The following is a 13,519-nucleotide window of genomic DNA, read 5'->3' as shown; positions in this document are numbered from 1 at the left end:
TCAACACTCATGTCGATCTTCCGCTTTTCGTCGCTCCTCACCATGGCCGCCCTGGCCCTCGGCGCCTGCTCCAATCCCGATCCGGAAGCGCCGACGACACCGGCCGTGGCCATGCCGGGCATCGACTATGCCGTCGCCAATTCGACGCCCGGCGAAGCCGAACGCGCCATGAGCCACAAGACCTGGATGTGGACACGCGGCGGCGGGCCGGCGCAGATCCACTATTCGACCGCCGATGGGCGCGACTACGCCTGGCTGGTCGGCCAGCGGCGGATTTTCCAGGGTGAATGGAAGACGCAGACGACGACCGAAGCCGGCGGCCAGCCGCTGATCCAGGTCTGCCTGCGCTACCCCGGCGTCAATCTGGGCGGACTCAGCAGCAACTGGACCTGCCGACCGGCCGGAACCTTCTTCGTCGAGATGCAGCAGCGCGAGAGCGGCGATCCGCTGCGCATCGCGGGCCGCACGCAGGCGCTGTTCGTCCTGACGCAGACGCCGGCCAACCTCGCCGAGGTCGAAGGCCGGGTCGCAGCGATCCAGGGCATTCGCAACTAGCGATCGAGGGCGAGCTTCAAACCGAGCACCCCAAGCGCTCCACCCATGATGCGGTCGAGCCAAACCTTGGTGCGACGGTAGAAGGCGCGCGCGGTGCTGCCGGAGAAGAGCAGCGCCAGCAGGGCGAACCAGGTGAATTCGTTGATCGCCACGATGGCGAGCACCGTCGCGTCCATCCACGCCGGCGGCTGGGCAGGCAGCAGCGAAATGAAGATGCTGCCCATGAAGACCATGACCTTGGGATTGCTGAGCTGCAGCAGCAGCGCCTTGACGAAACCCTGCCAGGCGCCGGCCTGCGCCGCCGCGGGATCGGCTTCAGGCAGCGGCGCACCGGCATGGCGCAGCAGCATGAAGCCGAGATAGATCAGGTAGATCGCGCCGGCAATTCGGAAGGCGACGTAGAGCCACTCGAAGCGGGCGAACAGGATCTGCAGGCCATAGAGCGCCGCTGCAGCCCAGACCAGCGCCCCCAGCATCATGGCGAAAGCCGCCAGCAGACCGGCGCGCCGGCCGGACACGGCCGACGTCTGGATCACGAGAACAGTCGACGGCCCCGGGCTCGCGACGGCCAGCAAATGGACTAGCGCGAGGCCTGCGAGGGCGGCGACGTATTCCACTAGAGCTGCTCGGCCCCGCGCGACATGGCGACGATACCGGTACGGCCGACATCGACCAGGCCGAGCGTTTCCATGAGACCGACGAAGGTCTGCACCTTGTCGGAATTGCCGGTGACCTCGAAGACGAAGGAGTCGGTCTTGGCGTCGATCACCTTGGCGCGGAAGACATCGGCGAGCCGCAGCGCCTCGACGCGCTTTTCACCGGTGCTCTTGACCTTCACCAGCGCCAGTTCGCGCTCGATGTGCGGGCCCTCGACAGTGAGGTCGCGCACACGATGGACCGGCACCAGCCGGTCGAGCTGCGCCTTGATCTGCTCGATCACCATCGGCGTGCCGCTGGTGACGATGGTAATGCGCGAGAGGTTCTCCTTGGCGTCGGTCTGCGCCACGGTCAGGCTCTCGATGTTGTAGCCGCGACCCGAGAACAGGCCGACCACGCGCGCCAGGATGCCGGGCTCGTTGTCGACCAGGACGGAGATGGTGTGGCTGGAGGCAAGTTCCTGCATGACTACACCAACACCATGCCTTCTTCGGACACCGGCTTCTGCGCCTTGTCGTCGGGGCCCAGCAGCATGTCGTTGTGTGCAGCACCCGAGGGGATCATCGGGAAGCAATTCTCCTTCTGGTCGACGATGACGTCGACCACGACGGGATGCTTCAGGGCGATCATCTCCTTGATCGTGTCGTCGAGCTTCTCGGGCTCGTGGCAGCGCAGGCCCTTGGCACCGAACGCCTCGGCGAGCTTCACGAAGTCGGGCAGCGATTCCATGTAGCTCTCGGAGTAGCGGCTGCCGTGCAGCAGCTCCTGCCACTGGCGAACCATGCCCATGTACTGGTTGTTGAGGATGAAGATCTTCACCGGCAAGCGGTACTGCGCCACCGTCGAGAGCTCCTGGATATTCATCAGGATCGAGGCTTCGCCCGCCACGTCGATGACGAGCGCGTCGGGGTGCGCGATCTGCACGCCCATCGCCGCCGGGAAGCCGTAGCCCATGGTGCCGAGCCCACCCGACGTCATCCAGCGGTTGGGCTGCTCGAACTTCAGGAACTGCGCCGCCCACATCTGGTGCTGGCCCACTTCGGTGGTGATGTAGTGGTCCTTGTCCTTGATGTGATGATAGAGGCGCTCGAGCGCGTACTGCGGCTTGATCGTGCCCTTCTCGCTCTTGTAGGCGAGGCAGTTGCGGGCCCGCCACGTCTCGATCTCGGCCCACCAGGCCTTCAGCGCCTTCTGGTCGGTCTTCGGCTGCTTGGCCTTCCAGACCTTGATCATCTCCTCGAGGACCAACGTGGCATCGCCCACGATGGGGAGATCGACACGCACGTTCTTGTTGATCGAGCTCGGGTCGATGTCGACATGGATCTTCTTCGACCCCGGCGAGAACTTGCCGAGATTGCCGGTGATGCGATCGTCGAAACGCGCGCCGATGTTGATCATCACGTCGCAGCCGTGCATCGCCAGATTGGCTTCGTAGGTGCCGTGCATGCCCAGCATGCCGAGGAACTGTTTGTCGGACGCCGGAAAGGCGCCCAGTCCCATCAGCGTGTTGGTGACGGGATAACCCGTCATGCGGACGAACTGCGTCAGCAGCTTCGAGGCCTTGGGCCCGGAATTGATGATGCCGCCGCCGGCATAGAAGATCGGACGCTTGGCGTGCGCGATCATCTCGACAGCCTGCTCGATCTTCTTCGGATCGGGCTTGGTCTGCGGGCGATAGCTCTTGTGCTGCACCGGCTTCTTGGGCGCCACGTAGTCGTGCTTGTTCATCAGCACGTCCTTGGGCAGGTCGATGACGACCGGGCCGGGACGGCCGGAGCGCGCCACGTAGAAAGCCTCGTGAACGGTGCGAGCGAGGTCGCCTACCGCCTTCACCAGGTAATTGTGCTTGGTGCAGGGCCGCGTAATGCCGGTCGTGTCCGCTTCCTGGAAGGCGTCGTTGCCGATCAGATGCGTCGGCACCTGGCCGGTCAGGCAGACAATCGGAATCGAATCCATCAGGGCGTCGGTGAGGCCGGTCACGGCATTGGTGGCGCCGGGACCGGAGGTCACCAGCACCACGCCGACCTTGCCGGTCGAGCGGGCATAGCCCTCGGCCGCATGCACGGCCGCCTGCTCGTGGCGCACCAGGATGTGGCGCAGCCGGTTCTGCTTGAAGATCGAATCGTAGATCGGAAGGACCGCGCCGCCGGGATAGCCGAAGACGACCTCGACTTCCTCGTCGATCAAGGCTTTCACCAATAGATCGGCGCCGGTCGTGGCTGACTCCTCGGGCTTCATGACAGCAGTCTCCTTCTGACAAATGTGCCGCAAAACGGGGGTTTTGCGGCGCGGCGGAAGATAGAGGCCGGGCCAGAGGGGGTCAACCCGAAATGCACGAAACGTAAAGTTTCAGACCCCAGAATTGTCCAAATATTTCTCAGTAGCGGCCAAACTTTGGTCAGCCTCCGGAGCCAACACAAGATCTGGTGCCATCTGATGTCGGAACCACGTCATCTGCCGTTTGGCGTATTGGCGGGTGTGATCTATGGCGATACGGCGTGCCTCTGCCAGCGACAACTCGCCCCGAAAGTGACGGAAAAGCTCTGGCGCGCCGTGGGCCTTGAGGCCCGGCCAGTGCGGATCGGGACTTCGGTCGAATACAGCGCGCGCTTCGGCCGGCACACCACCCGCCAGCATCGCGTCGAACCGGCGTTCGATCCGCTCACGCAGCCAGCCACGCTCCGGCGCCAGCAGCAGGCTCGCAAAACGCCAGGGCGCAGGCTTGGCTTCGCCCTCCTGCCAGGCGCTGAGCGGCCGGCCGGTTGCCAGCCACACTTCCCAGGCCCGCACATGGCGCTGGCGATCGCCCGGCTTGAGGCGGGCCACGATGGTGGGGTCCTTCTCGGCCAGCCGCACGCGAAAGGCGTCTGCGCCTATTGCTTGCCATTCTTCATTGGCCTGAAGGCGCAGCTCCGCAGGCGTATCGGGGATGACAGCAATGCCCTGCATCAGGGTCCGAAGATAGAGGCCCGACCCACCGCACAGGATGGGGGCGCGGCCTTCGGCGTGGGCGCGTTCGATCTCGGCCGAAGCCAGGCCGCGCCACCGTGCGGCAGTGAGCGTCTCGCTGAGCGGCAGGATGCCGTACAGGACATGCGGTACCCGTGCCCGTTCCTCGGCGCTAGGCTGCGCCGTCAAAATGGGAAAGGCATCGTAGGTCTGCATGGCGTCGGCGTTGATCACGACGCCGTTGCGCCGTTCTGCAAGCGCGAGCGCCAGCGCCGACTTGCCGCTGGCAGTCGGGCCGGTGACGACGATGACGCGATCCTGTGCCCTGGAACCCATGAGACCGGCGCACAGATTGCAAATCCGCGACCCCACCGCTAGAGCCGATGGCGTGAAAAACGTCCTCGTCCTGATTTCAGATCCCGCCCGTCCGGCTCTCGACGCATCCGTCCTCGACGCCGCGGCTGACGCGCTGCGCGCCGCGGGCGCCACCGTCGGTACGCCCGACTGGCTGGCGGCTGGCATCGCCTGCGATCTGCCTTTCGAAGGCACCGCGGCCTCCGTGACTGTGCCCGGCGTCGACGTCGTCGCACTTCCGGCCGCGGGTCGACGCAAGAAGCTCCTCGTGGCCGACATGGAATCGACCATGATCCACAACGAGATGCTGGACGAGCTGGCCGACTTTCTGGGCCTGCGCGAGAAGATCGCCGGCATCACCGCGCGCGCCATGAACGGCGAGATCGATTTCGCCGGCGCGCTGACCGAGCGGGTCGGCCTGCTGAAGGGGCTGCCGGTGGCGAAGCTCGACGAGGCCGCAACGCGCATCCGCTACATGCCGGGCGGCGCGACCTTGCTCGCCACCATGAAGAAGCATGGCGCTCATTGTGCGCTGGTCTCGGGCGGCTTCACCTACTTTACCGAGATGGTCCGCCAGTCGCTGGGCTTCGACTTCGACGCCGCGAACATCTTGAAGCACGACGGCAAGACCCTGACGGGAACGGTCGAACCGCCGATCCTGGGCAAGGAGGCGAAGCTCGCCGCCCTCCAGCGCCTGGCCGCCGAACAGGGTGTCACACCGGCCGAGGCCGTGACTGTCGGCGATGGCGCCAACGATCTGCCGATGCTGCAGGCTGCAGGCCTTGGCGTCGCCTTCCATGCCAAGCCCACGGTCGCGGCTCAGGTAGACGCCCGCATCGACCACGGCGATCTCACCGCGCTGCTCTACCTGCAGGGCTATCGCCGCACTGACTTCGACGAAAGGAAAGACCCATGACCGAGATTCGACGGATCGTCCTCGCCAAGCGCCCGGTGGGCGATGTCACTGCAGATTGCTTCCGCGACGAGACGGCGACCCTGGCGGCGCCTGCCGATGGCCAGATCCTGGTGCGCTCGCGCTTCCTCTCGCTCGATCCCTACATGCGGCCGCGCATGACCGAGCTGCGCTCCTACACACCACCCTTCGACCTCGACAAGCCGCTGACCGGCGGCTCGGTCGGCGAAGTGGTGGAGTCGAAGAACCCGCGTTACGCCAAGGGCGACATCGTGATGGGCATGCTGGATTGGGCGACTCACACGCTCCATGACGGCAAGGGCCTGCGCAAGCTCGACGCCGCGGGCGTGCCGCTGTCGGCCCATCTCGGCGTACTGGGCATGCCGAGCTTCACGGCCTGGTACGGCATGAAGCACATCTGCAAGCCCAAGGCCGGGGAGACCGTGTTCGTCTCGGCAGCCACCGGCGCGGTGGGCCAGGTGGCGGGCCAGCTCGCCAAGCTTGCCGGCGCCAAGGTCGTGGGCTGCGCCGGCGACGAGCAGAAGTGCCAGTGGGCGGTGCGCGAAGCGGGCTACGACGCCTGCTTCAACCACAAGACGGAGCGCGACTACGGCGCGGTTCTGGACAAGCTCTGCCCGCAGGGCATCGACGCCGACTTCGAGAATGTCGGCGGCAAGATCTTCCATGCCGTATTCGAGCGGCTGAACAATTTCGGCCGCGTCGCTTTCTGCGGCGCCATCTCAGAATATCAGGACAAGGAGCCGATGGCCGGCCCGCCGAAGATGTTCACCATCGTGCAGCGCCGGCTGAACCTGCAGGGCTTCATCGTCTCCGACCACGCAGCCCTGATGGGCGACTTCGTGAACGAGGTCGGCGGGCTGGTGAAGGAAGGCAAGCTCAAGAGCCGCGAAACCGTGATCGACGGCCTGGCCAGTGCCCCGCAGGCCTTCATGGGCCTGCTCAAGGGCGAGAATTTCGGCAAACTGGTGGTGAAGGTCTAGCGTCTGCCGGGACGCTCCACGGAAAAGGGCCCCGCTCTCGCGAGCAGGGCCCTTTTTCTTTCTTGGTGGCTGCGGCGCTACTTCGTCAGGCGCAGCGCGGCGAAGCGCGGATCGCCCTGGCGTTCGACGAACAGCAGCACCGAACGCTTCTTCTGCTGCTGCAGCTTGGCCACCAGATCGGTGACCTCCTGCGGCGTCGTCACTGGCTTCTGGTCGACCTCAAGGATGACGTCGCCCGCCTGAAGCTGCTTCTCGGCCGCCGGGCTGTTCGCGGCAACCTTAGTAATGACGACACCCTTGATCTGGTCGCTGAGGCCATAGCGCTCACGCAGCTGGTCAGTGACCTTCTGCAGGGTGAGACCGAGCTGTTCGATGGTCGAAGTGATCTGCTGGTCGGGCTCGGGCGGCTTCTTCTGGCTGCCTTGTGCCGAGGCGTTCTGCTTGTCTGCCTCTTCCTGCTCGCCGACACGCAGCTTCAGCGGCACTTCCTTGCCGCCGCGCCAGACCACGACGTCGACCGTGCTGCCGACGCGGGCATTGGCGACCACGCGCGGGAAACGGCGCAGGTCGAGTACATCCTGACCGGAGAAGGAGATGATGATGTCGTTACGCTTTAGGCCGGCCTTCGCAGCCGGGCTGTCGGCCGTGACGTTGGCCACCAGCACGCCGCGCGCGCGGTCGAGGCCAAAGGAGTCGGCGATGTCGTCGGTGACGCTCTGGTAGCTGACGCCGATCCAGCCGCGCTTGACCTTGCCGAACTCGCGAAGCTGGTCGGCGACCTGCTTCACGAGGTTGGACGGGATCGAGAAAGCGAGACCTGCGTTGGTGCCCGAGGGCGAATAGATCGCCGTGTTGACGCCGATGACCTCGCCGTCCTGGTTGAACAACGGGCCGCCCGAGTTGCCCTTGTTAATGGCGGCGTCGGTCTGCAGGTAGTCGTCCAGCGAATCGTTCAGCGAACGGCCACGTGCCGAGATGATGCCGGCGGTCACCGAATGGCCGAGACCGAACGGGTTGCCGATGGCGATCACCCAGTCGCCCACGCGCTCCTTGTCCGAGTCGCCCCACTTCACCGCAGGCAGCGGCTTCTTGTTAGGCGGCTCGACTTTGAGCAAGGCGACGTCGATGCGGCTGTCGGAGCCGATCAACTTGGCCTTGAGCTGCGTGTCGTCCTTGAAGATGACAGTGATGTCTTCGGCACCCTGGATGACGTGATTGTTGGTGATGATGTAGCCTTCACCATCGATCACGAAACCCGAGCCCAGCGACGTGCCGCGCCGCTTCTGCTCCTCGCCGCCGCCACGGCGGTCGAAGAACTCCTTGAACAGCTCCTCGAACGGCGAGCCCGGCGGCAACTGCGGCATGTCGCGCAGGCGCGGCCCCTGCTGAGGCACGTTCTGGGTAGTCGTGATGTTGACGACGGTCGGCATCAGCTTGTCGACCAGGTCGGCGAAGCTTTCACTGACCTGGTTGGGTTGTCGAGCCAGGGCGGGCTCTGTCACCACGAGGCCGAATGCTGCAACAGCCGCGAGAGCGGCACCCCGAAAAAAGCGATGAGAATCAGCCAGAATCACGTCCGACCTCCAACGGCGCTCAGGGCCCTACGGTCGGTAACGGCCGGCGCCGCGCGTTAGAGTGACTGTCTACATGTGGGCAGATTGTGGCGCAAATAAAGAGGCCGTTATGTTGCTGATTATTTCAGCCTTTTACGGCTCTGACCAAAAAAGAACCGGCGGCGTGGCAGGACTGCCACAGCCGCCGGCTCGGTTCGGTTTCGGGCGCTGCTACTTCTTGTTGTTGAGTCCCGGTCCAGACGGGTCGTTGAAGTAGCGGAAGAAGTCGCTGTCCGGGCTCAGCAGCATGGTCGAGCCGCCCGAGCTGAACGCCTGCTTGTAGGCCTCCATGCGCCGGTAGAAGGCATAGAAGTCCTTGTCCTTGCTGAAGGCCTGGGCATAGATCCGGGTCGCTTCGGCATCGGCTTCACCCTTCAGGATCTGGCCCTTGAGGCCGGCATCCGCCTTGATGACGGCGACCTCGCGGTCGGCGGTTGCCTTGATACGGGCATTCTCCTCGTCGCCCTCGGCGCGGAGCTGGCCGGCTTCGCGTTCACGGTCGGTCTTCATGCGGTTGTAGACCGACTGCGAGTTGGCCTGCGGCAGGTCAGCGCGCTTGATGCGCACGTCGACCGTCTCGACGCCCAGCTCCTTGGTCTTGGAGTTCACGCGCTTCGTGATCTCGTCCATCAGGTTGGCGCGCTGGTCGGTCAGGACTGCGTGCAGGGGTACTGAGGAAAGAACGCCGCGGATCTCGGAGTTGATCAGCGAGTCGAGCAGCCCGCGAAGGGCCGATTCGCCGCCCGGGACGGTCTGAGCATAGAGCTTGGCCGCCGTGATCTTGTAGCGAGCGTAGGCATCGACCACGAGGCGCTTCTGATCGCCGGCGATGACCTCGAACTCCTCGGCTTCATAGTCGAGCAGACGGCGGTCGATCCGCTGGATGTCCTGCACCAGCGGGATCTTGGCATAGAGACCGGGTTCGGTCTTGGGTTCGCCGACGATGGCGCCGAACTGGCGTACCAGGACCTGCTTGGTCGGATCGACGGTGTAGAAGGTCTGGGTCACCAGGAAGCCCAGGACCGCGAGCGCGATCAGCGCAATGATCGAACGGTTGCTCATCGCGTTGCTCCCGGCAGCGGCTGTGGCTGTCTGGGTGGTTGCGCCGCGCCGGTCGCGGGCTGCTGGCCGGACCTAAGCTCGGGCAACGGCAGGTACGGCAACACGCCGCCCGTGCCAGAGGTGTTCTTGTCGACCAGCACCTTGTTCACGTTACGCAGTACCTCTTCCATCGTGTCGAGGTAGAGGCGCTCGGTCGTGATGTCCTTGGCCTTGGCCCACTGCTCGTAGACCTGGTCGAAGCGCTGAGCGTCACCGCTGGCACGCGCCACGATCTCCGCCTTGTAGGCCTCGGAGCGCTGCACGATCGATTCCGCTTCACCCTTGGCCCGCGGGAGCTGCTGGTTACGATAGGTGTTGCCTTCGTTGATCAGCCTCTCCTTGTCGGCACGCGCCGCCTGGACGTCGCGGAAGGCCGCGATCACTTCCTGCGGCGGGTCGACACGCAGCAACTGGATCTGCGAGATGCGCACGCCCAGTCCATACTCGTCGAGTATGCGCTGCAGCAGATCCTTGGTGTCTTGCTCAATGCGGCTGCGGCCCTCGGTCTGGGCATATTGCAGGTTCGACTTGCCGATCACTTCGCGCATCGCGGCCTCGGCGCCGGCACGCACGTTCTCCTCGGGATTGCGCACGTCGAAGGCGTAGTTGAACACGTCCTTGATCTGCCACAGCACCGCGAACTCGATATCGACGATGTTCTCGTCGCCGGTCAGCATCAGGTTTTCCGTCGATGTCGGACGCGGGCCGCGATTGTACGGCGTGCTGGCCTGACTGCCGCGTGAGCCCAGTACAGTGCGGCGCTGATCCTGCACATTGACCACGACGACGTTACCGATCGGGCTCGGCAAATTGTAGTGCAGGCCAGGCTCGACTGGCTTGCCATAGGGCTTGCCGAAGACGAGCTGGATTGCCTGCTGGTTAGGCTGCACGCGGAAGAAGCCGGTGACGAGCCAGATCACCAGGGCACCCAGCACGACGAGAGCGATGCCCTTGTAGGAACCGAAGCCGCCGGGGATGAGATTCTTGAGGCGCTCCTGGCCCTTGCGGATGACGTCTTCCATGTCAGGAGGCCGCCGCGAGCCGAACGGACCGCCGCCCCCGCCACCACGATTGCCACCGCCACCGCCGCCGCCCCAGGGACCGCCGCCGCCGCCACCGCTGCCACCGCCGCCCCATGGGCCGCCGCCGCCGCCGCTGTTGTTATTCCACGCCATATTCACCTCAGGGCCGCTCTCACTGCCTCACCTCGGCGCATTGTCGCTTTTGATTTCACGCCGCGCTGCATATATGTGACGGCAGGCACTCCTTCAATCAAGCGGCGACACGAAATTGCCAGCCAGCGGAAGCATTGGATCATGGCGGAAATAAGCGAATCGGCCATCCGCAGCGTTCTTGATACCGTCATCGATCCAGCGACGGGACGTAGCGTCGCTGCCCTCGGAATGGTGGGCGGTATCGCGACCCGTGGTGGCCATGTCGCAATCACCCTCGACGTCGATCCGTCACGCGGTACCGCGCTGGAACCTTTGCGGCAAGCCTGCGAACAGGCGGTGCGCGCCATGCCGGGCGTCCTGTCCGCGACGGCTGTCATGACGTCAGAGCGGCCAGCCACGCCGCCGCCTCCGGCGCCTGGTGGCCGCGGCCCCGCACATGGCCATTCGCACGCCCCAGGCGGCAAGACGACAGGCGGTGGCGGCCGCATCGAGGTGCCGGGGGTGAAGCACATCATCGCCGTCGCCTCGGGCAAGGGCGGCGTCGGCAAGTCGACGACGGCGGTCAATCTGGCCCTCGGGCTTGCCGCCAACGGCATATCGACGGGCCTGCTCGACGCCGACATCTACGGCCCCTCCATGCCGCGCATGCTCGACGTCAAGGAGAAGCCCGAGTCGATCGACGGCAAGCAGCTGAAGCCGATCGAGCGTTACGGGATCAAGACGATGTCGATCGGCTACATCGTGGCCGAGGACACGCCGATGATCTGGCGTGGCCCGATGGTGTCGAGCGCGCTGGAGCAGATGCTGCGCGACGTGCTGTGGGGCGATCTCGACGTGCTGGTGGTCGACATGCCGCCGGGCACGGGCGATGCCCAGCTCACTCTGGCGCAGCGCGTGGCGCTTGCCGGGGCGGTCATCGTCTCGACGCCGCAGGACATCGCCCTGGTCGATGCGCGCAAGGGCCTCAACATGTTCCGCAAGGTCGCCGTGCCCGTCCTCGGCATCGTCGAGAACATGAGCTACTTCCTCTGCCCCAAGTGTGGCGAGCGTTCCGAAATCTTCGGCCATGGCGGCGCCCACGAGGAAGCCGACAAGCTCGGCGTGCCGTTCCTGGGCGAGATCCCGCTACATCTCGATATCCGCACGACCTCCGACAGTGGACATCCCATCGTCGTCTCCAAGCCGGAGAGTGCACACGCGCAGGTCTACAAGAACATCGCAGGCCGGGTCTGGAAACAGCTCTCCGCCAACCAGCGCGGCCCCCGCGCCGCGCCGCGGATCGTGGTGCAGTAGTTCGGATCGTGGGCCTGGAGGCCCACGATCCGAAAACGCTACTTCTTGCGTTTGCGGCTGGGGCGCCAGCCGGGCTGCCACTTTCCGATCATGCCGTGGACGCCGATCATGGCGCCGGCGACCAGTTCGAGCGCGAGGAAGCGGCGCTCCTCGACCCAGCCAGGCAGCTGGATGTTCAGCGCCAGGTCGCGTCGAAAGCCAAACTGATTGTAGTACTCGGGATCGCCGACCAGGATGATGCGGCTATGGCCCAGCATGCGAGCCTGCGCCATCGAGTGCCACATCAGCGCCTTGCCGTAGCCCAGTCCACGCAGCTCCGGCGAAATGGCAAGTGGCCCCAGCAACACGGCCGGCCAGCGCTCGTTGATCAGGATCGGCCAGTTGCGGATCGATGCCACCATGCGGCCTTTCTGGTCGATGGCGACGAAGCAGAGCTCCTTGATCGGCTTCACATCCTCGCGCAGCCGATAGACCGTCTTGTGCTGGCGGTCCGGCCCGAAGGCCGCCTCGTTCATTTCCTCGATCGCCTCGCCGTCGCGCGCACGCTCGCGCAGCAACCGCAGCCGACCGGGATCACGGGTTGGCGCCGCCATCGTCCGACTGCCGTCAGGACCGACCGAGCGCGGCCATCAGCTCGCGCCATTCGCGCGCGCTCATGCCGCTCGACTTCTGATCGACCGCTTCGCCCGCCAGCAGGCGTTTGACGATCGCAAGGCCGGTCTTCGAAAGATGCGTGCCGCCCATCCGGTATTCGACGAACGCGTCGTGGCTGATCGGACACCAGCGCTTGAGCGTGTCGAGCATCACCTCGGCATAGACACGAATCTCGTACTGCGCATGGGCGTCGGCGCGCAGCGACAGGAAGTGCATCAGATTGTGCAGGTTCGTCTTCCAGTACCACTGGGTATAGAAGCCGAGCGAGAGATTCATGCGCGCCAGCTCGCGCGCCAGGCCGGAGCGTTCCGGATCGAGCGGCTCGCCGGTCTCACCCTCGTTCAGCATCTCCATGTAGTGCTCGTAGACGAGCTCGGCGTCCTTCTTCAGCAGGGTGAAGACGCGTTCGGCCTCCTTGCCGGCCAGCACCGCGTCGCGCCCCTGCCGGTTCTGTTGGCTTTGCGCCGCCAGATGCTCGGGCTTCGGGACATAGAACTCGTTGTCTAGGATCGAGTAACGCGCCGAGTATTCGTTCACATTGGCGGTGCGGTGGCGGATCCACTGACGCGCCACGAAGATCGGCAGCTTCACGTGATACTTGATCTCGCACATCTCGAACGGCGTCGTGTGGCGATGCCGCATGAGATAGTTGATCAGCCCGCGATCCTCGCTGACCTTTTTGGTGCCACGCCCGTAGCTCACGCGCGCCGCCTGCACGACGGCGGCATCGTCGCCCATGTAATCGACGACACGGACGAAGCCGTGATCGAGCACCGGCATCGCCTGGTAGAGAATTTCCTCCAGCGCCGGGGCGACCGGGCGCAGGGTCAGCTGCGCGCCGGCCCGGGCCTGGTCGATCTCGGCCTGTTGGTCGGTGGAGAGGGGCATCGTCATTGTCCTTCGTTGGCCGCGGACTCTATGGGCCGCGGACGGTGCCGACCATGGGGAAATCACAGGAAGAATCGCGGCATAAATTCGGCATGCCGGCACTCGTCTTCAAAACGGCGGCGGGAACGCCTATATTAGGGGGGTCGGGAAACCGACTATGGCGATAAACGCCGCGTGGCATAAGCGTTTCGGACCCGGGGGCAGTACCCGGCGCCTCCACCATTCACCTCTGCCCTCGGGCGGAGTCGATGGGGGCGAACCAGGATCGACGAGCGTGGTAAAGGCGCGGTTTTTGCCCGGTATGGTTCCGCCGTGACGGGCCATTCACAAGTGCTAACGATAACACCGTTACACTCGCTGCTGCCG

General features: G+C 65.0%; 13 protein-coding genes and 1 other RNA gene. 5 read left to right on the top strand and 9 right to left on the bottom strand.

The genetic code is table 11. The features are described 5' to 3' along the window. The first annotated feature begins 9 nt into the window (after positions 1-9). Positions 10-555 (top strand): hypothetical protein, encoded by a 546-nt coding sequence (locus EPO50_RS11905; protein WP_296344228.1) that lies wholly within the window; start codon positions 10-12, stop codon positions 553-555. On the opposite strand, the gene EPO50_RS11900 is transcribed toward EPO50_RS11905, so the two are convergent. From EPO50_RS11900 to miaA, 4 genes are all read right to left on the bottom strand, one after another. Next, positions 552-1,172, bottom strand: a complete 621-nt coding sequence (locus EPO50_RS11900) for a LysE family transporter (RefSeq protein ID WP_296344226.1) — start codon at positions 1,170-1,172, stop codon at positions 552-554. The two genes, EPO50_RS11905 and EPO50_RS11900, sit on opposite strands and share 4 nt — an antisense overlap. Then, positions 1,172-1,678, bottom strand: a complete 507-nt coding sequence (ilvN, locus tag EPO50_RS11895) for an acetolactate synthase small subunit (RefSeq protein ID WP_296344224.1) — start codon at positions 1,676-1,678, stop codon at positions 1,172-1,174. Before ilvN ends, EPO50_RS11900 begins: the two co-directional genes overlap by 1 nt. Before the next feature lie 2 nt (positions 1,679-1,680). Continuing rightward, positions 1,681-3,450, bottom strand: a complete 1,770-nt coding sequence (locus EPO50_RS11890; RefSeq protein WP_296344222.1) for an acetolactate synthase 3 large subunit — start codon at positions 3,448-3,450, stop codon at positions 1,681-1,683. A gap of 111 nt (positions 3,451-3,561) precedes the next feature. Continuing rightward, on the bottom strand, positions 3,562-4,497 hold the full coding sequence (miaA, locus tag EPO50_RS11885) for a tRNA (adenosine(37)-N6)-dimethylallyltransferase MiaA (protein WP_296344220.1): 936 nt from the start codon (positions 4,495-4,497) through the stop codon (positions 3,562-3,564). 52 nt (positions 4,498-4,549) lie between these two features. Here miaA and serB point away from each other — a divergent pair, with 52 nt between their 5' ends. Beyond that, complete coding sequence (gene serB, locus EPO50_RS11880; RefSeq protein WP_296344218.1) at positions 4,550-5,431, top strand: phosphoserine phosphatase SerB; 882 nt, start codon at positions 4,550-4,552, stop codon at positions 5,429-5,431. Further along, on the top strand, positions 5,428-6,429 hold the full coding sequence (locus EPO50_RS11875) for an NADP-dependent oxidoreductase (RefSeq protein WP_296344216.1): 1,002 nt from the start codon (positions 5,428-5,430) through the stop codon (positions 6,427-6,429). Before serB ends, EPO50_RS11875 begins: the two co-directional genes overlap by 4 nt. A gap of 77 nt (positions 6,430-6,506) precedes the next feature. Here EPO50_RS11875 and EPO50_RS11870 read toward each other — a convergent pair whose 3' ends face one another. From EPO50_RS11870 to hflK, 3 genes are all read right to left on the bottom strand, one after another. Further along, positions 6,507-8,003, bottom strand: coding sequence for a DegQ family serine endoprotease (locus tag EPO50_RS11870; RefSeq protein ID WP_296344214.1), 1,497 nt, complete (start codon positions 8,001-8,003; stop codon positions 6,507-6,509). Between the two features lie 210 nt (positions 8,004-8,213). Further along, on the bottom strand, positions 8,214-9,104 hold the full coding sequence (hflC, locus tag EPO50_RS11865; protein ID WP_296344212.1) for a protease modulator HflC: 891 nt from the start codon (positions 9,102-9,104) through the stop codon (positions 8,214-8,216). Further along, entirely contained in the window at positions 9,101-10,318 is a 1,218-nt protein-coding gene (hflK, locus tag EPO50_RS11860) for an FtsH protease activity modulator HflK (protein ID WP_296344210.1), read from the bottom strand. The genes hflC and hflK overlap by 4 nt, the downstream gene beginning before the upstream one ends. 141 nt (positions 10,319-10,459) lie before the next feature. On the opposite strand from hflK, the gene apbC reads away from it, so the two are divergent. Continuing rightward, positions 10,460-11,611: an iron-sulfur cluster carrier protein ApbC gene (gene apbC / locus EPO50_RS11855; protein WP_296344208.1), complete on the top strand. Its 1,152-nt coding sequence runs from the start codon at positions 10,460-10,462 to the stop codon at positions 11,609-11,611. A 38-nt stretch (positions 11,612-11,649) separates the two neighbouring features. On the opposite strand, the gene EPO50_RS11850 is transcribed toward apbC, so the two are convergent. Both EPO50_RS11850 and thyX read right to left on the bottom strand, forming a co-directional pair. After that, positions 11,650-12,204 carry a GNAT family N-acetyltransferase gene (locus tag EPO50_RS11850; protein WP_296344206.1) on the bottom strand — a complete coding sequence of 185 codons (555 nt, stop codon included), beginning with the start codon at positions 12,202-12,204 and terminating at the stop codon, positions 11,650-11,652. Positions 12,205-12,217: 13 nt separating this feature from the next. Continuing rightward, positions 12,218-13,153: an FAD-dependent thymidylate synthase gene (thyX, locus tag EPO50_RS11845; RefSeq protein WP_296344203.1), complete on the bottom strand. Its 936-nt coding sequence runs from the start codon at positions 13,151-13,153 to the stop codon at positions 12,218-12,220. A gap of 103 nt (positions 13,154-13,256) precedes the next feature. Here thyX and ssrA point away from each other — a divergent pair. Continuing rightward, positions 13,257-13,519: a transfer-messenger RNA gene (gene ssrA, locus EPO50_RS11840) on the top strand; the annotation flags it as partial.

This window comes from Reyranella sp., from assembly GCF_004297405.1.
GTDB lineage: Bacteria > Pseudomonadota > Alphaproteobacteria > Reyranellales > Reyranellaceae > Reyranella.
The sequence above is the reverse complement of the archived record's forward strand: the minus strand, read 5'-3'. Positions and strand labels throughout refer to the sequence as shown.

What these genes read in the sequence shown, in the direction of transcription:
- EPO50_RS11905 (WP_296344228.1), top strand. Translation starts at nt 10, where the DNA reads ATGTCGATCTTCCGCTTTTCGTCGCTCCTCACCATGGCCGCCCTGGCC.
- ilvN (WP_296344224.1), bottom strand. Translation starts at nt 1,678, where the DNA reads ATGCAGGAACTTGCCTCCAGCCACACCATCTCCGTCCTGGTCGACAAC.
- EPO50_RS11890 (WP_296344222.1), bottom strand. Translation starts at nt 3,450, where the DNA reads ATGAAGCCCGAGGAGTCAGCCACGACCGGCGCCGATCTATTGGTGAAA.
- miaA (WP_296344220.1), bottom strand. Translation starts at nt 4,497, where the DNA reads ATGGGTTCCAGGGCACAGGATCGCGTCATCGTCGTCACCGGCCCGACT.
- EPO50_RS11875 (WP_296344216.1), top strand. Translation starts at nt 5,428, where the DNA reads ATGACCGAGATTCGACGGATCGTCCTCGCCAAGCGCCCGGTGGGCGAT.
- hflC (WP_296344212.1), bottom strand. Translation starts at nt 9,104, where the DNA reads ATGAGCAACCGTTCGATCATTGCGCTGATCGCGCTCGCGGTCCTGGGC.
- hflK (WP_296344210.1), bottom strand. Translation starts at nt 10,318, where the DNA reads ATGGCGTGGAATAACAACAGCGGCGGCGGCGGCGGCCCATGGGGCGGC.
- apbC (WP_296344208.1), top strand. Translation starts at nt 10,460, where the DNA reads ATGGCGGAAATAAGCGAATCGGCCATCCGCAGCGTTCTTGATACCGTC.
- EPO50_RS11850 (WP_296344206.1), bottom strand. Translation starts at nt 12,204, where the DNA reads ATGGCGGCGCCAACCCGTGATCCCGGTCGGCTGCGGTTGCTGCGCGAG.
- thyX (WP_296344203.1), bottom strand. Translation starts at nt 13,153, where the DNA reads ATGCCCCTCTCCACCGACCAACAGGCCGAGATCGACCAGGCCCGGGCC.